This is a genomic window from Paenibacillus ginsengarvi (assembly GCF_003626695.1).
Taxonomy (GTDB): Bacteria; Bacillota; Bacilli; order Paenibacillales; family NBRC-103111; genus Paenibacillus_AB; species Paenibacillus_AB ginsengarvi.
This window is the reverse complement of the sequence record NZ_RBAH01000001.1, coordinates 553,978-579,508: the sequence shown is the minus strand read 5'-3', so window position 1 is coordinate 579,508 and position 25,531 is coordinate 553,978. Positions and strand designations below refer to the sequence as shown.

21 protein-coding genes are annotated in these 25,531 nt (G+C 57.2%); 18 read left to right on the top strand and 3 right to left on the bottom strand.

All coding sequences use genetic code 11. From position 1 onward, the window contains the following. Positions 1 to 118: 118 nt before the first annotated feature. The 15 genes from D7M11_RS02990 to D7M11_RS02920 all read left to right on the top strand — a co-directional run bounded on the left by D7M11_RS02990 (position 119) and on the right by D7M11_RS02920 (position 18,888). Complete coding sequence (locus D7M11_RS02990; RefSeq protein ID WP_193556081.1) at positions 119 to 2,467, top strand: DUF7408 domain-containing protein; 2,349 nt, start codon at positions 119 to 121, stop codon at positions 2,465 to 2,467. Next, positions 2,464 to 3,390: an ABC transporter ATP-binding protein gene (locus D7M11_RS02985; protein ID WP_120745642.1), complete on the top strand. Its 927-nt coding sequence runs from the start codon at positions 2,464 to 2,466 to the stop codon at positions 3,388 to 3,390. Before D7M11_RS02990 ends, D7M11_RS02985 begins: the two co-directional genes overlap by 4 nt. Next, entirely contained in the window at positions 3,387 to 4,226 is an 840-nt protein-coding gene (locus D7M11_RS02980) for an ABC transporter permease (protein WP_120745641.1), read from the top strand. Before D7M11_RS02985 ends, D7M11_RS02980 begins: the two co-directional genes overlap by 4 nt. Positions 4,227 to 4,268: 42 nt before the next feature. Then, positions 4,269 to 5,987 carry an AAA family ATPase gene (locus D7M11_RS36270; protein WP_158606400.1) on the top strand — a complete coding sequence of 573 codons (1,719 nt, stop codon included), beginning with the start codon at positions 4,269 to 4,271 and terminating at the stop codon, positions 5,985 to 5,987. 250 nt (positions 5,988 to 6,237) lie between these two features. Next, positions 6,238 to 7,227 (top strand): AAA family ATPase, encoded by a 990-nt coding sequence (locus tag D7M11_RS02970; protein WP_120745640.1) that lies wholly within the window; start codon positions 6,238 to 6,240, stop codon positions 7,225 to 7,227. Beyond that, positions 7,224 to 8,141 carry a DUF58 domain-containing protein gene (locus D7M11_RS02965; RefSeq protein WP_120745639.1) on the top strand — a complete coding sequence of 306 codons (918 nt, stop codon included), beginning with the start codon at positions 7,224 to 7,226 and terminating at the stop codon, positions 8,139 to 8,141. Before D7M11_RS02970 ends, D7M11_RS02965 begins: the two co-directional genes overlap by 4 nt. Positions 8,142 to 8,205: 64 nt before the next feature. Beyond that, on the top strand, positions 8,206 to 10,173 hold the full coding sequence (locus D7M11_RS02960; RefSeq protein ID WP_158606399.1) for a vWA domain-containing protein: 1,968 nt from the start codon (positions 8,206 to 8,208) through the stop codon (positions 10,171 to 10,173). Further along, positions 10,157 to 13,024, top strand: a complete 2,868-nt coding sequence (locus D7M11_RS02955) for a VWA domain-containing protein (RefSeq protein ID WP_120745637.1) — start codon at positions 10,157 to 10,159, stop codon at positions 13,022 to 13,024. The genes D7M11_RS02960 and D7M11_RS02955 overlap by 17 nt, the downstream gene beginning before the upstream one ends. A 445-nt stretch (positions 13,025 to 13,469) precedes the next feature. Beyond that, complete coding sequence (locus tag D7M11_RS02950) at positions 13,470 to 13,952, top strand: LiaF transmembrane domain-containing protein (RefSeq protein ID WP_120745636.1); 483 nt, start codon at positions 13,470 to 13,472, stop codon at positions 13,950 to 13,952. 413 nt (positions 13,953 to 14,365) lie between these two features. Further along, positions 14,366 to 16,207 carry a translational GTPase TypA gene (typA, locus tag D7M11_RS02945; protein ID WP_120745736.1) on the top strand — a complete coding sequence of 614 codons (1,842 nt, stop codon included), beginning with the start codon at positions 14,366 to 14,368 and terminating at the stop codon, positions 16,205 to 16,207. A 47-nt stretch (positions 16,208 to 16,254) separates the two neighbouring features. Next, positions 16,255 to 16,587 carry a YlaH-like family protein gene (locus tag D7M11_RS02940; protein ID WP_120745635.1) on the top strand — a complete coding sequence of 111 codons (333 nt, stop codon included), beginning with the start codon at positions 16,255 to 16,257 and terminating at the stop codon, positions 16,585 to 16,587. A 39-nt stretch (positions 16,588 to 16,626) separates the two neighbouring features. After that, positions 16,627 to 17,067, top strand: a complete 441-nt coding sequence (locus D7M11_RS02935; RefSeq protein WP_120745634.1) for a hypothetical protein — start codon at positions 16,627 to 16,629, stop codon at positions 17,065 to 17,067. Position 17,068: 1 nt separating this feature from the next. After that, positions 17,069 to 17,341 (top strand): hypothetical protein, encoded by a 273-nt coding sequence (locus D7M11_RS02930; RefSeq protein ID WP_120745633.1) that lies wholly within the window; start codon positions 17,069 to 17,071, stop codon positions 17,339 to 17,341. 15 nt (positions 17,342 to 17,356) lie between these two features. Continuing rightward, entirely contained in the window at positions 17,357 to 18,325 is a 969-nt protein-coding gene (locus D7M11_RS02925) for an LCP family protein (RefSeq protein ID WP_120745632.1), read from the top strand. A 110-nt stretch (positions 18,326 to 18,435) separates the two neighbouring features. Further along, positions 18,436 to 18,888, top strand: a complete 453-nt coding sequence (locus tag D7M11_RS02920; RefSeq protein WP_120745631.1) for a pyridoxamine 5'-phosphate oxidase family protein — start codon at positions 18,436 to 18,438, stop codon at positions 18,886 to 18,888. Between the two features lie 60 nt (positions 18,889 to 18,948). Here D7M11_RS02920 and D7M11_RS02915 read toward each other — a convergent pair whose 3' ends face one another. Next, positions 18,949 to 19,497, bottom strand: coding sequence for a YhcN/YlaJ family sporulation lipoprotein (locus D7M11_RS02915; RefSeq protein ID WP_120745630.1), 549 nt, complete (start codon positions 19,495 to 19,497; stop codon positions 18,949 to 18,951). Between the two features lie 111 nt (positions 19,498 to 19,608). Here D7M11_RS02915 and D7M11_RS02910 point away from each other — a divergent pair, with 111 nt between their 5' ends. Continuing rightward, entirely contained in the window at positions 19,609 to 20,940 is a 1,332-nt protein-coding gene (locus tag D7M11_RS02910; RefSeq protein WP_120745629.1) for a PhoH family protein, read from the top strand. 262 nt (positions 20,941 to 21,202) lie between these two features. Then, on the top strand, positions 21,203 to 22,447 hold the full coding sequence (locus D7M11_RS02905; RefSeq protein ID WP_120745628.1) for an S-layer homology domain-containing protein: 1,245 nt from the start codon (positions 21,203 to 21,205) through the stop codon (positions 22,445 to 22,447). Between the two features lie 78 nt (positions 22,448 to 22,525). On the opposite strand, the gene melA is transcribed toward D7M11_RS02905, so the two are convergent. Next, a complete protein-coding gene (gene melA, locus D7M11_RS02900) occupies positions 22,526 to 23,824 on the bottom strand; it encodes an alpha-glucosidase/alpha-galactosidase (RefSeq protein ID WP_120745627.1) in 1,299 nt (432 codons plus the stop codon). Positions 23,825 to 24,067: 243 nt separating this feature from the next. Between melA and D7M11_RS02895 the strand changes: the two genes are divergently transcribed. Further along, a complete protein-coding gene (locus D7M11_RS02895; protein WP_120745626.1) occupies positions 24,068 to 24,931 on the top strand; it encodes an AraC family transcriptional regulator in 864 nt (287 codons plus the stop codon). Here D7M11_RS02895 and D7M11_RS02890 read toward each other — a convergent pair. Beyond that, complete coding sequence (locus D7M11_RS02890) at positions 24,928 to 25,422, bottom strand: hypothetical protein (protein ID WP_120745625.1); 495 nt, start codon at positions 25,420 to 25,422, stop codon at positions 24,928 to 24,930. The two genes, D7M11_RS02895 and D7M11_RS02890, sit on opposite strands and share 4 nt — an antisense overlap. Positions 25,423 to 25,531 lie beyond the last annotated feature (109 nt).

Genomic DNA, 25,531 nt, shown 5'->3' with positions numbered 1-25,531 from the left:
GCATGTAACCTTTTAAAACGAAGATCGTCTATAATGAGGGAGAAAGCTACGTTGCGAAAGAGAGGTTCTGAGAGTGAACATTCGGAACAATACGCGGTTGCCATGGTCACGCTGGATCATGGCTGTGCTTGTATTTGTCGTCCTGGCTGCGGGGACGACCTTCTTCGGGAGCGGAAAGGCCGGAGCCGAGAAGCAGCCGCTGGAAATTAGCGTCGATTACGGCTTTGAGGGGAAAATGAAATTCGGACGCTGGTTTCCCGTCAAAATGACGATTACGAATCCGGGCGAAGACGTCTCGGGGGACTTGACGGTACGGACAGCCGGCGATAACGGAAAAAGCGTCGTGTATACGAAACACGTCGATCTGCCCAGGCAGAGCACGAAAATCGTCTGGTTCACTTTGCCTGGTAAGATGATGAGCAAGAAAAACAACGTCGTACAGTTTTATGCGAAGTCGGTGGAGAAGGGCGCGGTCGTCCCGTTTGTTCAAGGGCAAGTGTTTCTCGAAACGAAGCTGCTTTCGTCCGATACGCTGATGGTTGGGATTATGGCGCGCGACCCGGATACGCTTAATTTTTTGTCGCTGCTTGCCCAGAAAGGGTATGAGGTAAGCACAGTGAAGCTTGGCGGAAACGACTTCCCGTGGGAATCGGCCATGCTTGACACGCTGGACGTGATCGCGCTGAACGACGCACCTGTCGATACGTTGAAAGCCGAGCAGACTAAGGAAATCGAATCTTGGGTCGAAAGAGGCGGCAAGCTCGTTCTCGCCGGGGGAGCAGGCTATTCGAAAACGGCGGCGCCGTTTCAGGCGATTAGTCCGGTTGCCGTGAACGGAACGGCGTCGGTATCGGAGCTTTCCGAATTTGCTCAGGCGACCGGCAAAGGGCTGGCGCTCGGAGGTCCGTTTACCGTGTCCAAAGCGGAGGTCAAATCCGGAGAAGTGTTGTTTGCGGAGGCGGGAATCCCGCTTGTCGTAAACAGGTCTTACGGCCAGGGCTCCGTTACGTATGTGGCGTATGACCTTGTGATGCAGCCCGTCGCATCGTGGGGCGGCAATCCGCAAATATGGGAACGCATCCTGTACGGCGCCGGCGCGATGGCGGCCGGTAACGGGGTATACCGCCAGCCGGGCGATCTGTGGGAAATGAACAACGCGCTCGAAGTGTTCCCCCAGCTTGTTCCGCCGGCGTACAGCTTGCTCACTCTGCTCTTTTTGGCTTATGCGGTTTTGGTCGCTCCGGCCATGTACTTCGTGCTGAAAAAATTCGACCGCCGCGAGTGGGCATGGTTCACCATTCCTTCGGTCGCCATTTTGACGAGTTTGATTATCTATGGCATCGGCGCTTCCGGCAGAGGGGGGACGCTCGTGCAAACGCTTGGCATTAACGTGCTTTCCGGCTCCGGGACCGCGGCTCGCACGGAAGCGTCGTCCGTATTCGTGCCGAGCGGGGGCAGCTACAAGCTGGAATGGAGCGGCAAACGCAATATTTCCTCGCTTATTCTGAATGACGGCGGCGGATTGCCATCCGGAGAGGCGGATATGATTGTTCGTTCCGACCCGGATAAAACGGTCGTATCCTTTGCCAACGTCCCGTATTGGTCCGTCCGTAAAGTGGTATCCGCCCAGGAAGTGGACAAGCAGGCCGGTAAATTCGAGTACACGCTGCGTTTCGACGGAAACGGCGCCAAAGGGGAAGTTACGAACAGTACGCCGCACAAACTGTACGAAGCCGGCATTTTCATCAACGGTCAATGGATAAGGATCGGCGACATGCTCCCGGGCGAGAAAAGGCCGGTTCAGGTGCCGCTCGGCAGCACGATGAATCGAAACGACGACCAATGGGGCAATCTGATATTCCCGTACTCCGGCAGGCAGGATATGATGCAGCGCGAACGGTCGCTTTTAAACAGCTTCTCGCAGAACAAGGCGAACGGACGAACGAGCCGTTCTCCACTCAGTATGTATATCGTAGGCTTTGCCAAATCGAGCGATACACTCTTCAAAATCGAAGGAAAAGACGTGCAATCGGAGCGGATCGACCTGCTCGTGCAGCCGATTGAGCCCGATTACGTTCAAGGCAACCGGCTGTCTGTTCCGTCCGGCGTCATTTTGCCTTATATCGAATCGAGCAATGCGGCCAACCAGGGGATGCCGAGTAACGGCGGCGTAGATATGGGCAACGGAGACATAACGCTGCTATATGCGCTTCCGGTGCGCGCGGGGCTGCAGTATGAAAAGATCACTCTCGATATAGCGTCTCAGCAGCAGTTCAAGATCGATCTGTGGAACGGTAAAAGTCAAGCCTGGGAAAACGTTCAGGGCGGACAAATCGTGCTGGAGAAAGAAAAAATCGCCGAGGCGCTCACAGGAACGAACGGAATCCGGCTCAAGGTGACGAACGACCAAAGTATGAGGCGGTTTACGTATCCGGCGCTTAGTGCGGAAGGGGCTGTAAAGCAATGATCGAAATACGCGGGCTTACCAAAAGGTACGGCACCTTTACGGCGCTCGATCATTTGGATATGACCATTGCCAAAGGAACCGTATTCGGCTTCGTCGGTCCGAACGGCGCGGGCAAATCGACGACGATGTCCATTCTCGCGACGCTGCTGCTGCCGACATCCGGCACGGCCAAAGTCGGAGGCTTCGAGGTCACCGAGCACCCGAAGGAGGTCCGCCGCCTGATCGGTTATATGCCGGACTTTTTCGGTGTGTACGATAATTTCAAGACGACCGAGTATTTGGACTTTTACGGCGCGAGTTACGGTATTCCCCGCGCGGAACGACTGAAGCTCATTCCGCAGCTGCTGGAGCTGGTCAACTTGAGCGACAAAGCGGATTTTTACGTCGATTCGCTGTCGCGCGGAATGAAGCAGAGGCTTTGTCTGGCCCGCAGTCTCGTCCATGACCCGGAGCTGCTCATTCTCGACGAACCGGCCTCGGGCCTCGACCCGAGAGCGCGCATCGAGATGCGGGAAATTCTCAAGGAGCTCAAGACGATGGGCAAAACGATTATCATCTCCTCGCATATTTTGCCGGAGCTGGCGGAAATGGTCGACGAGATCGGGGTTATCGAAAACGGCGTGCTGCTGGCCCAGGGCAAAGTAACGGACATTCAAGAGAAGATGCGTGCCAGCCGGGTGCTGCATATTCGCCTGCTGGATCGCGAGGAGGAGGCGGTCGCGTTCCTCAAGGAGCTGCCGCTCATTACGCTTGTGCTTCGCGACGAGCTCGGCGTTCACGTTCACTTCGGGGGGCGCGACGAGGAGCAGTGGGAGCTGCTGAAGCTGCTCGTTTCCGGAGGCTACAAGGTGCTGTCGTTTAATGAGGCGCAGACGAACCTCGAGGACGTATTTCTGGAAATTACGAAAGGGGTGCGGGCATGACAAGCTGGAGGCAGAAATGGATCAATCCGGTGCTCGAAAAGGAATTCCGTCTGCGCATGCGCACGATCCGTTCACCGCTTGCGCTGCTGGCGTATTTGGTCGTCATCGGCTTGCTGGCGCTCGGATACATTTTTATGGAAATGCATAACCGCGGAGCGCGCGGCTTTACGCCGGAATCGAGCCGCGTCCTGTTCTACTTCTTGAGCGGAGCACAGCTTGTGCTCGTCTGCTTTATGGCGCCCGGCTTGACGGCCGGGGTTATTAGCGGCGAACGCGAGAAGCAGACGCTGAACATTTTGCTGACGACGCAGCAATCGTCGACGACGATCATTCTGAGCAAGCTGGTCTCGGCGCTCAGCTTTATGTTTCTGATCGTATTCGCCACGCTTCCGGTATACAGCATCGTTTTTTTGTTCGGCGGCATCTCGCCGGCTCAGCTCGTAGCCGTATTCGGATTTTATTTGCTCGTCATGGTGGCGCTCGGCTCGGTCGGCGTGTTGTTCTCGACGTTGCTGAAAAAAACGGTCGTTTCGCTGATTGTAACGTACGGAGTCGGTTTATTCCTGTATGTGTTCACCGGACTCGCGGCGATCTTCCTGATGGCGGTGACGAACGGGTCGGCCCGGGTGCTGTCCGGCGTGCTGGTGAGCATCAATCCGCTAGCGGCGATGATCAGCATTTTCGAGCCTAACTTTTCGAACGAGTTTTTTAACGGGGGATTGGACGGCCTGAAGCTGTGGCATTTATTCGTTCCGGTTCATTTGTTGATGGCGGTGATTCCGGCTTGGCTCGCGATCCGTTTTTTGCGGCCGCGCCGTAAAGTCCAAACGGCGTAAACGTACGGGTTTTACAGATCGTGAAGGAAGGAGTGAGGGCCGGTGCCGATCGAAACGCTGGAAGATGCTATCGCCAAAGTGCGCAAAAGGCTGATGGTCCTGCGTATGCTGAGGCTTGTTCTGTCAGGCCTGATTGCTGGCGCGGCGGCGGCTTGTCTGCTTGCGCTGCTGGGCCGTTTCGCGCCGATTCCATCTTACCGCTATTGGGCGCTCGCCTTGCTTGCTGCAGGCGTGCTCGCGGGCGTGGCGTTTGCAGCAGCCCGGCGGCCCGGAGAGCGTGAAGCCGCACTCGAGATGGACCGTCAAGGGGGACTCGAGGAGCGGGTCGGCACCGCGCTGGCTCATCGCGGCGAGGAGACGCTTTTCGCCCGGCTGCAGCGGGAGGAGGCGGTCCGCCATGCGGCGGCGTTCGCCCGGGATGCTGCAAAGCTTTTGCCCGTCCCGCGTTATCCGAGGCGGCTTGGCTCGCTGGCGGGACTAGCCGCAGCGCTCGCGGTGCTGCTGCTGTGGCCGAACCCGATGGACGATCTGAACCGGAAGCGGCAGGAGGAGAAGCAGCAAATTGCGGAGCAGGTAAGCCTTGTACGCGATATGCGCGAGGAGCTTGAATCGCGAAAGCTCCCTTCGCTCGAGCTGGATCAGATGAAGCGTGAGCTGGACGCGCTGGAGCAAGGGTTGAAGGAAAGCGGTACGGGCAAGGAAGCGCTGGATCAGCTCGAGCGTGCAATGAAGAAGCTGAAGGAGCAGGAGGAACGGCTGCAGAAGGAGCTGAAGCTGGCCGAGCAATGGGCGAAGGCTTGGGAGGCCAATCCCGCGTTGCAAGAGCTTGGGCGAAAGCTGGCAGCCGCGGACCGCGCAGGGCTGGAAGCGGCGCTGGACGGCTTGCGCGATCAGGTGCAGGCGATGACGCCGGAACAGAAGCAGCAGCTTGCCAAGGCGCTCGCGAAGCTGGCGGAGACGGCTGAGTCGCCGGACGCGGAGGCGGAGCGCAAGCTGAAGGAGGCGCTGGCGAGCCTCGCGGGCGAGGCCGGAAGCGAAGGCGGGCTGAGCGAGCAAGCGATGAAGGAGCTAGGCGAGGCGATGGCGCAGGCGATGGACGAGCAAACGGCGCAGCGGCTGCTTGCCGCTCAGGCCGGGCAGCTTGGCGGGCAGATCGCTCAGGCCGGGCTGGCGGCCGCGCAGCAGCTGGCGGCGCAAGGCGCGGCGATTTCGCCGGCCTGGGGCGCGAACGGCCTTGCCGCGGGCATGGCGTCCGCAGCGGGGACGCCGGTGGCCGGCGGCGCGGGCGCAGGCGCAGGAAGCGGAGCAGGTGCGGGAGCCGGAAGCGGCACGGGCGCGGGTAGCGGAGCAGGCGCAGGAAGCGGAGCGGGAGCAGGGGCCGGGAGCGGCACGGGCGCAGGGAGCGGCTCAGGAGCGGGAGCCGGGAGCGGTGCAGGGACGGGAGGCGGAGCAGGCGCGGGTAGCGGGGGAAGCGGCGCGGGGACTGGCAGCGGCTCGCGCAGCCTCGTCACGACGCCGAGGGCGTCCGCGGGAGCCAGCGGCAGTGCGCCCCAGTCCGACGCGGGCCCGGTGCAAGGCAGTGGCGGCGACGTGCTGCAAGGAGGCTCGGCCCCGGCGATGGACAGAGCGTCCCGCCCGTACGAGGACGTTTACGCGGAATACGAGTCGGAAGCGGCCAAATCGCTTGGCCGATCGCAGCTTCCGCAGTCGATGCAGCAGCTCGTCCGCGACTATTTTACGGAAATTCAGCCTAATCGGTGAATGGGCAGTCCGCCGTAGCGGAAAAAAATGCCGCTATCCGCCAATTTCCCGAATATTTACCGGAAATAACGGAGCTGAATTCCGTTATTTCTACCTTGATCGGGCTTAATAGGCAAAAAGCAGCGGATTAACGGAAAAAATTTCCGCTAACAAGTTGCTGGAGCGAGAATGTAATCGTCCATAACGTACCGCAGTTCCGTTAACACATGGAAACGATCGATTCAGGAAAAAGCAGATTGGAGGAACTACTATGATCGATGCCAAACAGCAGCTGGAGCAGCAGCTCGCCGAAGTTGCGGCGATCAGGGAGCAGATCGGCCGCGTGATCGTCGGCCAGAAAGATATCGTGGAGCAACTGCTCTGGTGCTTGTTTGCCGGCGGGCATGCGCTGCTCGAGGGGATTCCGGGGCTCGGTAAAACGATGCTCGTTCGGACGATCGCGGATACGGTCGATCTCAGCTTCTCGCGCATTCAATTTACCCCCGATCTGATGCCTGCGGATATAACGGGCACCAACATTATTCAATTCGGCGGGCAAGGGGAAACCTCGTACCGGTTTCAGAAGGGGCCGATCTTCGGCCATCTCGTGCTCGCCGACGAAATAAACCGGGCAACGCCGAAAACGCAAAGCGCGCTGCTGGAAGCGATGCAGGAGAAAACGGTAACCGTAGGCGCGGAAACGTACCAGCTGCCGAAGCCGTTTTTCGTCCTTGCGACGCAAAATCCGCTTGAAAACGAAGGCACGTACCCGCTGCCGGAAGCACAGCTTGACCGGTTCTTGCTCAAAATCGTCGTGTCCTATCCGACGAAGGAGGAGCTGAAGGAAATCGTGCTCCGTACAACGTCGCCGACATCGGTGCAGGCGGCCAAGGTGGCGGACGGTGAAGCGATCCTGCGTATTCAGGAAACCGCAAAGCAAATCCTCGTAGCGGACGACGTCCTCGATTATGCGATCCGGCTGCTTATGTCAACCCATCCGTCGGAGCCGGACGCTCCGGAGTCGGTGAAACGTTACGTTCAGTTCGGTTCGGGACCGCGCGGCATTCAATCGATCGTGTCGCTGGCGAAAGTGCGCGCCTTTTGCGCGGGAAGGCTGAACGTCTCGTTCCACGATGTCGAGCAGGTTTCGATTCCGGCGCTGCGCCACCGGATTTTCCTGAATTTTGAAGGTCAGGCGATGGGGATGTCGACGGACGCCATTCTGCGCGACGTATTGGCCGTTATGGAGAGAAAACGATGAGTGCGGAGCCGCTACTGCTCGATTCCGAAACGCTGCTTCGGCTGGAGCAATTGACGCTTGCGGTCAAAACTCGCATTCGCGGCTCGATGCAGGGGAAGCGCAAATCCAGGCAAAAAGGAGCATCGCTGGATTTTTCCGACTACCGGCTGTACGCTCCGGGTGACGATATACGTCAAATCGACTGGAACGCCTACGGCCGCAGCGGCAAACCTTTTGTCAAGCTGTTTCACGACGAACGGGAGCAGCATGTCCGTTTGTGGATCGACGCTTCGGGCTCGATGCACACCGGCGGTTCCGGGGGGGCTGTGGACGGGGGCAGCAAACTGCTCCATGCCAAAAAGCTGGCCGCCTGCATCGGCTATATGGCGCTTGCGGGTTACGACCGGGTAAGTGCCGGCACGTTCTCGGAGCGTGTAACCGCATCGCTGCCGGCGATGCGCGGCAAAGCATCGGCCCAGCGGCTGTTCCGTTTTTTGGCGGAGGCGGGGACGGAAACGGGCCAAACGGCCGGCGATATTGGGAAGGCGCTCGCAGAGCCCGGAGCGCTGCCGAGACAGCCCGGCATGACGTGGATTTTTTCGGACTTTTTATTCGAATCCGGCATTCGGGAAACACTGCAAATGCTGCTGGCGGCGAGACAGGAGGTCGTCGTTGTTCAGGTGCTCTCTTCTGATGAGCTGGATCCGTTTTTCAGCGGCGATCTGCGGCTTGTCGATGTGGAAACCGGCGCGGGCAAAGAAGTGGCCATGTCCGGCAAAGTGGTGAAGGCTTACAAAGAAGCGCTTCATGCCTACACGCATTCGCTTCGCGGCTTTTGCCACGAACGGGGAATCGCCTATGGCCTGGCGCCCACGAATGTTCCCGCGCTGGAGTGGATCGGGACGACGATGCGTGGAATGGGCGTGCTGCAATAAGGACGCCGATTCGGCGTTGTCCGCCATGTAAAGTACCAAGTTTGCCCGGAAGGAGGTGTGGGGATTGCACTTCGATTCGTTATCCGGTCTGTGGTTCGGCTTATCTTTGCCTGCCATCGTCCTGATGTACTTGTTCAAACGCAAATATATCGACACGCCGGTATCGAGCCACATGCTCTGGAACCGCGTCCTGAAAGACATGGAGGCGAATCGTCCGTGGCAAAAGCTGCGAAACCGGCTGCTCATGCTCGTGCAGCTGCTTGCGGCCGCTCTGCTTGTGCTGTCCATCATGCAGCCATGGGTATGGGCGAACCGTTCGGCGAAGGCGCACGTAGTTGTCGTGCTCGACCGTTCGGCCAGCATGACGGCGAACATAAGCGCGGCGGAAGGCGAGCCGTTATCGAGACTGGAACGCGCGAAGCGGGAAATCGGCGATTGGGCGAGAGGCGAAGGGAAGAATAGCGCCATCACGCTTGTTACGATGGGCGGGCAGGCCGACGTGCTGCTGTCGCGGGAAACCGATTCCGCCAAGCTGCTCGAAACGCTGAGCCAGATCCAGCCGGACTATGGCAAGACGTCGTATAAGGAAGCGATGTCGCTCGCCGCGGCTCTCACTCGAAACGATCCGGAATCGGAAGTACGGTTGTTTACGGACGGACAGTTTGCCGAGTCGGTAGCGGGACTGGCCTTTGCCGTGCCGGTTTCGGTACACCGGACTGCCGGTTCGGAGACGAAGGCGGATGGCAACGTCAGCATCGCCCAATTCGGTGTCAAAACGGACCGGCAGGCAAGCGGAGGATCGGCGGTCACTGCCGTCGCCACAGTCAAAAACTGGGGAGAAACGGTCCGCGAAGTCGACGCTGCTTTATATGCCGGAGCCGCGTTGTCCGAAGTCAAGACAATTCGCGTCGAACCTGGCAAGACGGTTTCCGTCTATTTCGAGCATGCGGCGAACGCAGACTGGTACAAGCTGGATATCGGAACGGACGATACGCTGCTGGCGGATAATGTCATGTATGCCTTTCCCGAAGGCGAGCGGCCTCGGAACGTGCTGCTCGTAGGCGAAGGGAATTTGTTCCTGGAGAAGGCGCTTCAGCTTGCCGGAGCGGAAGTGGCGAAGCTGGCGCCGGACGGGGTCGAAGCCTTTATGCGGTCGATGAAGCCGGATCGCGAGCCCGATCTGATTGCCGTCGATTCGGTAGCGGACGGTGCGCTGACGTCGGAGCTATGGCGCAAGTGGATGGCGACGAGACCTGTTCTCTTCATCCGCTCAGGATATGCGGGGGAGGAGACGCCCGTGCCGGCCGGACCGCTTACGATCGAAGAGCATCCCGTCACCCGGTATTTGCAGCTTCAGGATACACATGTCGCTTCGGCACTCCGGCCAACCGGGCTGACTTGGGGGAAACCGGTCGTTTCCGCGAAAGACGTTCCGCTATTATACGCCGGGAGCGAAAACGGCCAGCCTAGGCTGCTTGTTGCGTTTTCCTTGCAGCAGAGCGATTTTCCGCTGCGGACGGAGTTTCCGGTGTTTGTACAAAATGCGCTCGCCTGGCTGACCGCTGCTAACGGGGGAAGCCTGGGCCGTGCCATAGCCGGCGAGCACAAAGAAATCGCGATGTCTGCCGGCTCCGCATCCGCCGAATGGGTCTCTGTCCACGGGGAAAGCGCGGCGATGAAGGCGGAGATGCAGGAGGGACGGCTGTCTGCCGTCCAGACGATTCCGGTTGTTCCCGGCTTGTACCGGCTTGAGGAAAAGGACGAGGGGAGCAGGGTCGTCCAAAGCCGCTGGCTCGCCGTAACGGCGGATTCGCGAGAATCGGGAAATGCGGCTGCGGAGCTGGATTTCAAGCAAGCGGTCGGCGAACAGTCTGCCGGAATGAATGCCGGCCAAGATGACGGACAGGCGCAGTCGGTCCCGATTAACGATACTAACGCTGCGCATTACGAACTGTGGCGATGGCTCGTTCTGCTTGTTCTCGCCGTCGTCATTTGGGAATGGGGGGTGTACCGCCGTGGGACTGCAGGTTAAATATGTATGGCTGCTTCTTCTGCTCGTTCCGGCGGCAGGATACACGTACTGGGTATGGAGATCGGCAGCGCATTTGTCCGGCTGGCGCAGGCGTTTCGTAGTCGGGCTGCGCAGCGCTTTGCTGCTGCTGCTCGTTTTGTCGCTTGCCGGGCTGCAAAGCTATACCGTAGTAGAGCGCAAGGCGGTAGTATTCGTTGCCGACCGTTCGGACAGCATGACGGATGCGTCCGTTATAGCGGAATGGATTCGGCAAACGGCCCCGGCGAAAGCGGAGCGGGATGCAGCCGGTGTCATATCGGCCGGGCTGGACGCGGCGATCGAAAAAAATACCGATATGGCAAACGTGGACAACTTCATCTTCGGAACGAAGGTCAACACGGAATTTACCCGGCTGGATGAAGCGCTTCGGCTCGCGGAAACGATGATGCCGGGCGACGCCTCGCCGCGTATCGTTCTGCTGTCGGACGGCCGGGAAAATGTCGGGGATCTGCTGCGGCAAGCAAAGCTGCTGAGAGACAAGGGCATCCCGATCGACGTAGTCCCGCTTTCGTCCAAAGAGCGCAAGGACGCTTCGGTCGATTCGCTCCGCATCCCGGAGAAGCTGTATCAAGCGGAGCAGTATGCGCTGGAGGTGAACGTGACGAGCACGTTCAAGGGCGCTGCCGAGCTCCGCCTGTACGAGGACAACCGTGAAATCGCGAGCCGCTCTATCGAGCTGGAGCGCGGCCCGAATCGGTTTGTGCTGCCCGGGCTTGCTAAGGAGCAGGGGCTTCATCGTTACCGGGCCGAGCTGTATGCGGACGGCGACGAAGTATCGGCGAACAATGCGGGGTACTCGTTCAGCCGCGTATCCGGGCCTCCGAAGGTGCTGCTCGTGGAAGGAAACGACGGAGCCGCGCAAAATTTGGCCGCCGTGCTCGAGTCCGGCCTTATTCCGTACGACAGGGTATTGCCGGAATTGATGCCGAAAGAGTTTGCCGATTATACGGCGTACGATTCGATCGTGCTGGCCAATGTGGCGGCCACCCGGATGTCCGGCGCTCAGATGGAGATGGTCGAGCAAGCCGTTCGCGACTACGGCATCGGCCTCGTTATGACCGGAGGGGAGGACAGCTTCGGACTTGGCGGCTATTTCAAAACGCCGATCGAGCGGGCGCTTCCGGTTTACATGGATTTACGCGGCAAACGCGAGGTTCCGTCACTGGCGCTTATGCTGGTCATCGACAAATCCGGCAGCATGAACGGCGAAAAGATGCAGCTGGCCCAGGAAGCGGCCGCGCGAACGGTAGAACTGATGCGGGAAAAAGATACGATCGGCGTGCTGGCCTTCGATTCTTCGCCGTGGTGGGTCGTGGAGCCGCAGCAGCTCAAGGACCCGAAAAAGGTAACGGAGCAGATCATGTCGATAGCGGCAGACGGCGGAACGGATATTTACCCTGCGGTTGAGCAGGCGTATGAGAAGCTTAGGAAAGTGGATGCCCAGCGCAAGCACATTATTTTGCTGACCGACGGGCAATCCGCTACGAACCAGAGCTACGAAGCGCTTGCGGCCGAGATGGTGAAGAACAATATGACCCTGTCCTCCGTCGCGATCGGCGATGGAGCGGATACACAGCTGCTGGAGCGGATTGCGCAGCTGGCAAAAGGCAGGTATTACTTTACGAACGACCAAAGCACCGTACCGGCCATATTCAGCCGTGAAGCGGTACTGGTTTCCCGAACGTATATCGTCGATCAGCCGTTCGTTCCCTCCGTAGGGCAAGCGGCGGAATGGGATTCGATGTTCTTAGGAGGGCTGCCGCGGATCAACGCCTACATCGCGACAACGCCGAAGGAGACGGCCGAGGTGGCGCTGGCCAGTCCCGAGCCGGACCCGCTGCTCGCGAGATGGCAGTACGGCGCGGGTAAAACGGTGGCTTGGACGAGCGATTTGACCGGGCAGTGGTCGGGCGATTGGGTAAAATGGAGCAAGTTCCAGGACGTATTCAGCCGGATAGTAAAATGGACGTTCCCCCAGTTTCAGGCTTCGCCGCTCGAACTGACAAGCCGTTTGAACGGCAATACGGTCGTGCTGGAAGTCCGCGGCGGCGGCGACAATGGAGAAACCAAGTACGAAGGCGACTGGGTGGCGACGATTACCGACGAAGAATTGAACCGGACCGAAGTACCGCTAGAGCCGACCGTACCGGGCGAATTCGTAGGGGAGCTGCCTATAACGAAGCCTGGCGTTTATTTGACGCAAATCGCGGCATCGTCGCCGGAAACGCCGGATGGCAAAGGGATCGGAATCACGACCGGCTTCGTCGTTCCTTATTCCCCGGAATACCGGATCGGCGGTACGGATGACGGTCTGGACAAGCTGAGCCGGCTGGCCGAACTGACAGGCGGCCGGGTGCTGGACGTTGCCCGACCCGAGGACGCCTTCGCCGGCGCCGCCGCGCCGAAGAAGCAGGTGCGCGACTTGTCTCGCGCCCTGCTCATCGCGGCGCTCGCGCTCTGGCTCGCGGACATCGCGGCCCGCCGCCTCCACGTGCCGTGGCGCCGGCTAGCGCTCGCCCTCTCGCCGCGCGGCGCTCGCCGTCCGCTTGCGGACGGCTCCGGCTCCGCCACGCTCGAGCGGCTGCGCTCCCGCGTCGCGCCTGCCGCCGCGGCTTCGCCTCCGCCGGCCCGCCCGGCCCCGGCCGCCGCTCCCACGCCGCACTCGCCGACTGCCGCCGCAGCGCCGGCCTCGCCGCCAGCCAGCCCCGCCGCTTCACCGCCCGCGTCTCCGCCGTCTGCGGCTCAGTCGGCGGACGGCGAGGCGGACCGGCTCGGCCGCCTGCTTGCGGCGAAGAAACGCCGCGAGCGGTAGCACCGCTGCGCCTTGGCCTGACTTCGCCTATATAGGCTTTGGCTTCCTTGACTTTGCCTAGCTTGGCTGCACCATCACTGGCTGTGCCCTTAGCTAGCTCCGCCATCACCGGTTGTGCCTTAACCTGGCTTTGCAATTACCGTCTGCGCCTTAGGCGTCTCTCGCTGTTGCCGGCTACTCCTTAGCCCTGCGCCTTGCAGCACATCTCCATCGCTGCCGCGCCTCTGGCGTGTGCTGCACAACGCACCGCCAAACCTGCCCATCTGCGACGCTATGGCTCGCGGCATGGTCCACGAGGCTCGTTCCGATGCGAAAGGTAGCATTTTTTGTCTGATTTCGTTACAATGAAAGCAGAGTCGCAATTCGAATGAGGAAGACTTGGCATTATAGAAAGGTAGCTGCGGGTTTTCCGCAGCTCCGACGTTGTATCGGGAGGGAGCGCCTTTTGTCCAAAAATCGGTATTCGGTCGGCTTGATCATTGTAATTGTTGGAATCATTTTGCTGCTTGGCAAGCTGGGCGTGTTCGGATTTGTATGGGGCCTGTTTTGGCCAGTCTTTGTTTTAGCACCGGGGCTGCTGCTTCACTTTTTATATTTCAACCGCGTGCTGCCTTCCGCCGTTCTTATTCCGGGCGGCATTCTGGTGACCTGTTCGATTTTGTTTTTCCTTTGTACGATATTCGGTTGGAGCCTGATGGCTTATATATGGCCCGGTTTTATTTTTGCGATCGCGGTCGGGTTATACGAGTTTTATACGTTCGACAAGTACAGCCCGCGCGGCACATTGATGGCGGCGGTTGTACTGGCCATCCTCTCCGGCATTTTGTTCGGCGTGACGATCTTGTTTACGGTAGGCATTTATTTGATCGCCCTCGTTCTGATCGGCGTTGGCGCGTATATCATTTTCGGCAAACGCCGCTCCTGGTGAGCGGCGTTTTTCATTATCTCGAAACGCGGCTCCCCTTAATGGAAACTTAAGATGTGCGTTTGTTGCATTTTCAAGCTAAAATCGCTATAATTCAGAATGTGTCAAAGCGTCGGCGCGATAGTCCGACGCTTATTTTGAGCGTTGCAGGAAGTTTAAGCTCGCTAAAGCGTTAAAGCGAAGTGCGACTTTCTGTACCAGGAAAAGCCACTGCTTATGCAGGGGCGTTCATCGTGGAAAAGGCTTCGTTTAGAAGCTTTTCTTGTCAAAGAGAAGCTAACGGGTGCCATACGTCCCGTTTGTCCGATAAAGAGCTGGTCATTTATCGCACGATAGACGTTTTTCGTGAGAAAGGCTTCGTTTAGAAACTTTTCTAATAACTTTATAGGCAACAAGAAAGGATGAACTTGGATTTTATGCATGCCAGAGACAAAATACGCAACATCGCTATCATCGCTCACGTAGACCATGGGAAAACAACGCTCGTTGACAAGCTGCTTCAGCAATCCGGCACTTACCGGGACAACGAGGCGGTACAGGAAAGGGTCATGGACTCCAACGATCTGGAGCGCGAGCGGGGCATTACGATTTTGGCGAAAAATACGGCCATTACGTATAAAGACTTTTTTATCAATATTGTCGATACGCCGGGACACGCCGATTTCGGCGGCGAGGTAGAGCGGATCATGAAGATGGTCGACGGCGTGCTTCTCGTCGTGGACGCGTTCGAAGGCTGTATGCCGCAAACGAAATTCGTACTGCGTAAAGCGCTCGAGCAAAATTTGACGCCGATCGTCGTACTGAACAAAATCGACCGTCCGAACGCCCGTCCGACGGAAGTGGTCGACGAAGTGCTCGACCTGTTTATCGAGCTCGGGGCGAACGACGAGCAGCTTGATTTTCCGGTTGTTTACGCTTCTGCGCTGCAAGGGACGTCGAGTCTTAACGCCGAACAGCAGGATGAGAACATGCAGTCGCTGTACGAAACGATCATCAGCCATATTCCGCATCCGACGGAGGATACGGAACAGCCGCTGCAATTCCTCGTCACGCTGATGGATTACAACGAGTATATGGGCCGTATCGCGATCGGCCGGATTAACCGGGGGACGGTTCGCCAGGGCCAAGTCGTCGCCGTTATGACCCGCGAAGGCGCGGTCAAGCAGGCCCGGATCGAGAAGCTGTTCGGCTTCCAGGGCTTGAAGCGGATCGAGATCGAGGAAGCGGGAGCCGGCGATATCGTGGCGATCGCGGGGATCAAGGACATCAATATCGGGGAAACGATTGCCGATCCTACGCAGCCCGAGGCGCTGCCGGTGCTGAAGATCGACGAGCCGACGCTGCAAATGACGTTCCTCGTCAACAACAGTCCATTCGCGGGCAAGGAAGGCAAATGGGTTACGTCGCGGAAGCTGCGCGAACGTTTGTTCAAGGAATTAGAGACGGACGTATCGCTGCGGGTGGACGAAACCGACAGCCCCGACGCTTTCATCGTATCCGGACGCGGCGAGCTGCACCTCGGCATCTTGATCGAGAACATGCGCCGCGAAGGGTTCGAGCTGCAAGTATCGAAGCCGGAAGTTATCGTCCGGGAAATCGACGGCGTGAAGATGGAACCGATCGAACGTCTGCTTATCGACGTGCCTGAAGACAGCATGGGCGCGGTAATGGAAAGCCTCGGCACCCGCAAGGCGGAAATGATCAACATGGTCAATAGCGGCACCGGCACGGTCCGTCTGGAGTTTTTTATTCCGGCTCGAGGCTTGATTGGGTACAATACGCAATTTTTGACACTGACTCGCGGGTACGGCGTCATGAACCATGCGTTCGAGCAATACGGTCCTTATGCCGGCGCGAACGTCGGCGGTCGTCACCAGGGCGTGCTTATCTCCTTCGAAACCGGAGTAGCTACGACGTACGGCATTATGTCGATTGAAGACCGAGGCATCCTGTTCCTGAATCCCGGCGTTGATGTGTACGAGGGGATGATTATCGGCGAGCATACGCGCGATACCGATCTGGTTGTCAACGTTTGTAAAGAGAAGCAGTTGACGAACATGCGCGCGTCCGGCAAGGACGAAACGTTACGGCTGAAGACGCCGCGGGTGTTCTCGCTGGAACAGGCGCTCGAATATTTGAACGAAGACGAATATTGCGAAGTGACGCCGAAATCGATCCGTTTGCGCAAAAAAGTACTAAACAAAGGCGAGCGGGAAAAAGCGGAAAAAATGCGTAAAGTGGCCGAAGCGAACGTGTAACGTTCGCTCGGCCTTTCCGCTCATTCGGGTCAAGGGAGGCGCGTGAAGTGCAGCAATGGCTGTTCGACCATCCGTGGATTACGTACATTTTGATTTTCGTATTTCTCGTTTACATCTACAATAAAGTATTCCGCATGAGAAAGCTGCCGCTGCTGAAAGATTTGGTCATTTATTTGACGATCGCCGTTGGCGCTTTCATCTTGCTGCTATTCCAGCTCGACCTCGAGCTGCCGATCGTCATTAGCCTCGGCGTGGCCGTTGCTCTGATGTTAACCGTACGCATCCGCTACTGGATGATCGAGCGGGAGAACCGCAAAAACGGGCAGGGCAAACCTCCGGGCGATCAAGGCCAACAACCTGGCGCGACGGACCATGTGTAACGGAATAGCCGAAAGCCGGGACGAAAGGAGAGGGAACGTTTGCCCCGATACTGGCTCACTCCGATTGTAAGCGGGACTCCGGTTACGCTCGGCGGTGAACGCATCCTCTGCTCGTCCGAACTAGCCGTAGCGGAGCTTCAGCGGCTGCTGAAGCTGGCCGGTGGAAGGCTGGTGCCGTTCAAGGCCCATCTGCTTGCTGCCGGCGACGAAGCGGAAGCGACCTGCGGGACCGATCGCTTGCCGTTCGATTTGGCTACTCCGGTTGACATCGTCTTCGATGGAGAAAGGCTGAGTCTCTCTCACTGCGGACAAACGATGCTGGACAAGCTTTCGGGTTTGCGTAACGCGGACGAGGCGTTCGCGGCTGCGGAAACGTATGCGGCTTCCGGAACCCATCCGGAGGCTGCTTCTTGGATCGCCGCTATACGCCGCTGGTGCAGCGCTGGCTGGAACGTAATCCTGTTGAGGGAGGAACCGTAAGATGAAGCTGCAGGACGCTTTATTCAATTGGCTGCAAATCCGTCTCGTTGCCGACGCGAGGCAGGACGATAATGCCGCCAAAGAAACGGAATCGTTTTTTGCGGAAATACTTCGGGACGATCATAAGCTGGAAGACGTCCGCATTGCCGCCATCGACGAAACGATGGTGCATGTCCGGTACGAGCAGGAAGGCAAAACGAAGCTGCAAATGTTTGACAGGGAGCATGCGGAGCAGCTGCTGAGCGACATCGCAGCCAATCCGAAATACAATTGAAAGTGGTGACTTGTTGTGCCGTCTACCGCTTTGCCGCCTGTTCATCCGAGGCGCCCTCCCAAAAAAAGGATTAAAAAAACGATTTGGTTCATCATTTTCGTTATTATCATCGCGGTTATTGCTTACGGGGCCTACTTACTTTACAAAATCAACTCGGCTATCGACAAAGTAGGCGCTCCGGATTCGGCGGCCGTAACCAAGCCGGTAAGCGACAATCCGGTAACGGTGCTGCTGCTCGGCCTCGATTCGAGACCGAAAAGCGCGAGTCTCAATACCGACGTTATTATGGTAGCCTCGTTTAATCCGGCGCGAAAAACGGCTTCCGTCGTTTCCATCCCAAGGGATACGCTTATCAAAGTAAGCGGCTATTCGCAGCTTAAGGCGAACGCGTATTACGCCGCTTTTCACCAGGCGAACAAAGCGACCGCGGACAAAAAGACGAAGGAGCTGTTCGGTAAATATTTGAGCGTCCCGATCGATTATGTCGCCCGGATCGACTTCAAAGGGTTCGAGGATATCGTCGATCAATTGGGGGGCTTACAGCTCCAGGTCGATATGAATATGTGCTACACCGACAAATGGGACGGGACTAATATCCGGCTGACCGAAGGCTCCCATTTATTAAACGGCAAGCAGGCGCTCGACTTTGTCCGCTACCGCAAAGGCAATTGCCAGAACGCATCCGAATCCAACGACATCGAGCGCAACGAGCGCCAGCAGCAGGTGATCGGCCAGATGGTCGCCAAGCTGAAATCGGTCGAAGGCGTGCTCAGGCTCGGCTCGGTTATCGAATCGGCCAGCGGCAGCGTGGAGACGGACATCCCCGCTTCGCAAATCAAAAGCTTTATCCGAACATATATGGGCATCGATCGCGATAATATAAAATATGTTCATCTCACGGGAGAGTGGCAGAGCCCCTATATTTACATCCGGCCGGATGAACTGAAACAAGCGGTAGCCGCCTTGCAGGAGCAGCGGAAATAACATCGACCGCGGCAGCGGTGCCTGCGATGCCAAGTTTTGCGGTCTATGGCTGACAACCCCGGCAATATGTTATACTGGTACCAAGCCGTTACTTTCAGGAGGACTATGTCATGGCTGAAACGATTACCGCTTTGTCGGAGCAGCAAATGCTCGCGCTGCAAAACGAGAAGCTCGTTTTGCTCGCAACCCTGGATAGCGAGTCCGGTTTTCCGAGCGTAAGCGCGATTTCCTGGGTGTATGCCGACCGGTTGACGCATATTCGTTTTGCGATCGACCAGCGGTCCCGCATTGTAACGAATATAAACAAGCATCCGCAAGTGACATTGACGTTTTTTGGAGAAGGCAAAGTTAATTGCGTATACGGTAATGCCGCCGTAGTGGCCGAAGCGCTGGAGGGCGTTCCTTTCAAGCTGGCTTGTTACGATGTGGCTGTAGAAGCGGTTCGGGATGCGATGTTTTACGGCTCCCGCATTTCTGCCGAGCCCGAATACGAGAAAACGTATGACAAGCGTGCAGCGGAAAAGCTGGACGGACAAGTGTTTGCAGCCATGAAAAAAGCCTAGTTCCGATGGAACCGGGCTTTTTGCGTCTTTTTTCGGTCATTTTCGGCCTAGCGGGGAATCTTACAGTTCCTTTCCGCCCATCTGATGAGCATCGTCGGTCCGTGCCGGCGGGTTGCCCTGCGGCGTAATGTCTTTCGGGATTTGCGGAACGATACGGCCGATCATATCGGCGAGCTCCTCGGCAAAACCTGCGATCGGGCGCCCCTGGCGCACGGCTTCGCGAATTTCGGCAATGCGGCCCGCCATATCGACGTCGGCGGTAACAAACGCATGTACGCCGTACGGATCTTTGCGCAGTGCCTCCGCAACCGAGTATTTAATCACATCGACCCGGCTCCGCTCCAGATGCGGCTCGACATTGATGCCGACTATGGCCGTATTGCCGAGAATGACGCATTTGGCACTCTGCACTTGGGGAATGCTTGCTGCCAGTGTTTCAAGCCGCTGGGTAACTTCCTGTTTATTACGGATTTCCGGCTTTGCCGGTGCCGTTTGCTGTACTTTAACTCGGTTTTGCCCATCCGGAGAGGGGGAAGCTCCATTGTGCGGCGCTTTGCCGCAGCCGCCGATAACTGCAATCGCAAACGCGAGGACAACGACTTTTCGCATCTGATCAACGCTCCTATTCTCAGCACCTGAATTAGCCATATGGTTAGTTTGTCCGTTTCGTTTTCGAATATGTACAGCTACAGCCATTAGCCAAGCCGGGAGGGGACGCTCTTGAAAAAAATTTACGTACTGGATACGAATGTCCTGTTGCAGGATCCTGACGCCGTCTTCGCATTCGAAGACAACGAAGTGATCATTCCCGCAGTGGTGCTTGAGGAGATCGATTCGAAAAAGCGCAATGCCGACGAAATCGGGCGCAACGCCCGGACCGTATCGAGGCTGCTCGACGGTCTTCGCGAGAAAGGAAGGCTGCACGACGGAGTCGAGCTGGAACGAGGCGGCAGCATCAAGGTGGAGCTGAATCATCGAAGCTTTCATAAATTGCAGGATCTATTTGGAGAAATAACGAACGATAACCGCATTCTTGCGGTCGCGCTCAACTACCATCTGGAGGAGCAGAGCCAGGAGCAGCCGAGACCGGTCATCCTCGTCAGCAAAGATACGCTTGTGCGGATTAAGGCGGATGTGCTGGGCATTACGGCCGAGGATTATTTGACCGACCGGGTCGTCTCTTCGACCGACCTGTATCCCGGTAATTTGACCTTGCGCGTACATCCCGGCATTATCGATAACTTTTACAATACGAGATATTTGCCCGCCGCCGATTTGAATATCGGCTACAAACTCCATCCGCACGAGTTCGTCATCCTGCGCGACGAGCTGGGCACTTCCAAATCAGCGCTGCTGAAGGTGAATGCGGAAGCGAAACGGCTGGACCCGCTGTTTCTGAGCAACGAGCCGATCTGGGGCATTGGGGCACGCAACGTGCAGCAGCGAATGGCGCTTGAGCTGCTGCTGAACGACGACATTCCGCTCGTCACGTTAACCGGCAAGGCGGGAACGGGCAAGACGCTGCTCGCTCTGGCCGCCGGGCTGATGAAGATTGAAGACGAGCGCAAATATAAAAAGCTGCTGATCGCCCGGCCGGTTGTGCCGATGGGCAAAGACATCGGCTATTTGCCCGGCGAGAAAGACGAGAAGCTGCGGCCATGGATGCAGCCGATCTACGACAATCTGGAGTTTCTGTTCGATACGAAAAAAGCGGGCGATATCGAGAAAATACTCGCCGGCATGGGCAGCATTCAGGTCGAGGCGCTTACCTACATTCGCGGCCGTTCGATTCCAGGGCAGTTCATCATTATCGACGAGGCGCAGAACCTGTCCAAACACGAGGTGAAAACGATCGTCTCGCGCGTAGGGGAAGGAAGCAAAATCGTGCTTATGGGCGACCCCGAGCAGATCGACCATCCTTACCTGGATGCCTATAGCAACGGGCTTACGTATGTGGTTGAGCGGTTTAAGGACCAGAGCATCGCCGGGCATATTAATCTGGAACGCGGCGAACGGTCGCATTTGGCCCAATTGGCCGCCGATTTGCTATAGCCCGACACAGGAGAAGAAACGGAGAAAGGTCCGCGATTGTCGCGGGCTTTTTTCGTTTTCGAAGGGGCGAAAGTCGAAAAAAGTCGAAGAAAATATTGGAAATCGGTGAGGATTTGGTTGCATAGCCGAAGCGGCCGGCTTCGTTCTTCTCACCCTTCCATATTAGGCCGTTCGCCTGTTTTCAACTCCTTCGCATTCCCGATATGATTCTAGTTGATTTGATTATGCAGGGCAGGACATCTACCGGAGGGGTCATTCAACTATGAATCGCGTTACAGCTATCGTACTTGCTCTTGTTATTGCTTTAGGCTTGCAGCCCATTCAGCGGGCCGCTGCGGAGGCGGCCGTCGAATCGGGTCGATTTTCCGATACGAAAGGGCATTGGGCGGAACCCACGATCAACCGGCTCGTTGATCAAGGCATTCTGGACGGCTACCCGGACGGCACGTTCCGGCCGGACGAACCGGTATCGGCCGATCAATTTTTGAAAATTTTGCTGCTGAGCTTCACCGAGAAGCACCCGAACGGCGAGCGCAGCTGGAAGTCTTCTTTTTTGAACAGTCTGAGCCTTTCGAACCAGAACCTATTACGGCAAGATTACCGGGGATTTTCGTTCGCGCCGAGCACGATCGGTTATTGGGCAAAGCCTTATATCGACTTGGCGGCCGACCTGCATCTGATCGAGCCGAGCGAAATACCGGACTTCAAGCAGAAGCTGAACCGCGAGCAGGTGGCCGAGCTGCTGTATTACACGCTGAAGGAAACGGAATATTTGGAGGACGCGGACTACAGCCGCAAGCTGGCGTCATCGATCGGCGATTTGCGCAGCGCCAGCGACCGGCAGATGAAGTTTGTCGCAGAATCGTTCGCGAAGGGCATTATGGAAGGATATCCGAACGGTTACTTCGGCATCGGCGTAGCGGTGACGCGGGCGGAGTCGCTCACGATTGCGGAACGGCTGACCGACAAAAACAAACGAATCGCGACCGCGGCATCCGCAGCCGGCCAGTATGCGGTCGTTGTGCCCACGAAGGACGGGGGTTATAAGCGGCTACTGTTCCCGAACGAGCTGATGAAGACGGCGTATACGGTTATGGAGAATGCCGGTAAGCTGCGCGGGACGAACTACGATTTGACCGAGACGACGCTGCGGCTGTTTAAGGATGCGGATACGAAAGCTAAGGCGCTTTCGCTCACTAACGGGACAAGCGAAGCCCATAACGAAGCGTCTTTGTGGCTGGAGCCGAAATACAATACATACGGCATTACGCTGCGGGTGGAGGATGGCGCGCTTGCCCGCAACCGGGAGCCGATCAAGCTGTTCGTGAATCATATTTTCGGCTACGAGGCGGCGAAATTCGATGCCTGGTTCGAAGCGATGTACGGCAAGGCGGAGAAAACGAAACCGTTCGAGGAGCAGTTCGCCACGATCGGAAACTACACGGTGGAGGCAAGCTCGCCGGACAACATGGCGCTCGTGTTCTCCATTGTGCCGAAAGCGAACTAGCCGACTATCAAAAAAGAAAGAAGCTGCCTCTCGAATCACAGGCGATCCGAGAGGCAGCTTCTATTTGTACGGGCTTCTTTAGTTAAACTTCGGCAGCCAGTCGCCATGAGCTTCGATCAAAGCGTCGCAAAGCGCGACGGTGTCGTCGATCGAAAGCTCGGCCGACGTATGCGGGTCCAACAGCGCGGCGTGATAAATATGTTCCTTTTTGCGCGTGCGGGCCGCTTCGATCGTCAGCAGTTGCGTATTGATGTTCGTTCGGTTCAGTGCGGCGAGCTGCGGCGGCAAATCGCCCACATACGTCGGTGTGATGCCGTTGCGGTCGACGAGGCAGGTGACCTCGACGCAAGCTTCCTTCGGCAAGTTCGTAATGAGCCCTGTGTTCATGACGTTGCCGCCGATGCGGAACGGGTTGTTCGTTTCCATCGCTTCCATCATGTAAGATGCGTATTCGTGGGAACGGTTGTGCGTCAAGTTTGTGTTGTTCACAAGCTCTTCGCGCATCGTCTTCCAGCGTTCGATCTGGCGAATGCAGCGGCGCGGATATTCGTCGAGCGGAATGTTGTAACGCTCGATCAGCTCCGGATAATTGCGTTTGATGAAGTACGGATGATACTCGGCATTATGCTCCGACGACTCGGTTACGTAGTAGCCGAAACGGAACATGAGCTCGTAACGGACCATATCGTTGTGCTTTTCTTTTTGTCTTTCCGCCGCACGGCGTTTGATTTCCGGATACAGGTCCACGCCGTCCTTCGTTACTTCCAGCAGCCAAGCCATATGGTTGATCCCGGCGATTTTCCATTGAACGCCTTCAGGATCGATGCCGAGCGGCCTGAACAGATGCGGAACGCAAGCCTGTACGCTGTGACACAGGCCGACGGTTTTCACGCCGCCGTCCGTATTCATCACGTTGGTGAGAACGGCCATCGGGTTCGTATAGTTGAAGAACCAAGCGTCCGGGCAAACTTCCTGGATGTCCTTGGCGAAGTCGAGCATAACCGGAATCGTGCGCAGGTTGCGGAAAATGCCGCCAATGCCGAGCGTATCGGCGATCGTCTGACGCAGACCGAATTTTTTCGGAATTTCGAAGTCCGTAATCGTACACGGATCGTAGCCGCCTACCTGAATGGCGTTGACGACATATTTGGCGCCGCGAAGCGCTTCCTTGCGGTCGGCATAAGCGACGATGCGGCAAGTGCTGCCGGCGGTCGCCTTCAGGTTGTTCAGCATGTTTTCGGAATCTTTGAGCCGAACCGGATCGATGTCGTGAAGCGCAATCTCGAAATCTTGCAGAGCCGGGGTCATCATAACGTCGCCCAGTACGTTTTTGGCGAAGACGGTGCTGCCGGCACCGATAAATGTAATTTTGGACATTGGATTAGCTCTCCTCCCAAACGGGTTCTTCTGATCGAAGCCATTCGATGAACTTAAACTTTCTATAACGATCATAACGGGCAGGCCGTAAAATGAATATGGAGAAATGCGAGTTGGGTATGGAACATTGCGGCTTCATCGGCGAATACGCAAAGGTCACTATTGATTTGTCCGGGCGCATCGTATTCAATAAAGAAGAGACAGAAGCCGTAATATAGTCAAGGAGAAAGGGCGTATTCGCATATGGAGAAACGTTCCTCGTTAGCAGTTAATCCCGAGCCCGGCAGTGGGGAATTGGTCGCTCTGTTCAGCGGCCGGGAACAGACGCTTTCCGGTCACAACGTCGGGCCGCAGGTGCATGACTATTATTTGGTGCATCACGTTATGACGGGAAAAGGCGAATTTCAATTTATGGGGCGTACGTACGAGCTGGGAGCAGGGGACAGCTTTTTCATTTTCCCGGGTGATCTGTTCCGCTATACGGCGGACAAGGACGAGCCGTGGTCGTATCGGTGGGTCGGCTTTCGCGGGGACCGGGCCGAAGAGCTTTTAAGCAAAATGGACATTACCCGTCACCGGGCGGTAGCGAGGCCGCTCAAGCACCGCAAGGCGGCTGTGCTGTATCATCACATGGAGTGTATGCTTGCCGAAGGCGGGGAAGGCTGCGATCTGCGAAGCGGGGGCCTGCTGCGAATGCTGCTGGCCGAATACGGACGAAACCGAGGGGCCCAATCGGAAGGTACGCACGGCAAGCAAAGTCCGATCGAGCAGCAGGTAGAGCGGACGATCCGCTGGCTGACCGTGCAATATTCGCAGCCGCTCTCCATCGAGGAAATATCCCGCTCGCTCGGTTACAACCGGACGCATTTATCGAAAATGTTCAAGATGTACACCGGCATGACCCCGGTTCACTTTTTGCTGAAAATCCGTATGGAGCGGGCCAAGCTGCTGCTTCGCGAGCCGCTCACGGTGGAACAGGTGGCCGCTTCGGTCGGCTTCTCCGATCCACTTTATTTCTCCAAGCAGTTCAAGAAATGGTTCGGACGCTCGCCGACCGAATACCGGCAGGACGCTTATGGCAGGACGATCTATGATTGCAACGATTAAGCGTCTCCGTAGACGAATTCCACAGTGCAGCGGTACGCCTTGGCAATGCCCCGGATCAAGTCGTTAAGCGAACGGTCGGTCAAGAACAACCGCTGCCCGTTCGCGCCGAATCTCGCAATGACATGCTCACTCATCTGCGCCTCCGCCTGTCCGGGCCCGGCGTCCGCTCCCGCCGACTCCAGCTTGAATACCGCGCACAAGTACCCGTATGCATAAGCGGCTCCCGATGCGGCGATAAAGCCGTAATCGGGAAATAGCTGCGTCGCCTCCGCTTGGCCCGGCAGCCTCAGCAGCTCGAACGCCTCGTATTCGACTCCGTGCCGCTCCAAAACCGCAATCGCCGTATCGCGTTCCTCCGCCGTGTTCACAATAAGCAGCTCTCTATCGCGGTCGATCGGTGTAATCGCCGCTGCGAGCGCTTCCTCGTACCCGGTATCATCGTCTGCCGCTATATCCTTTGGCAGAAGCGCTTCCACGCCGTATTTCAACATCCCCATCCCCTCCTTTACGCAATATTTTAACAAGAAGCTGTTCACGAAAGCGCTTTTTTGATGTAGTATTATTAAAAATAAGTCTTTTGCACTAGCAACGTTTTCGCCA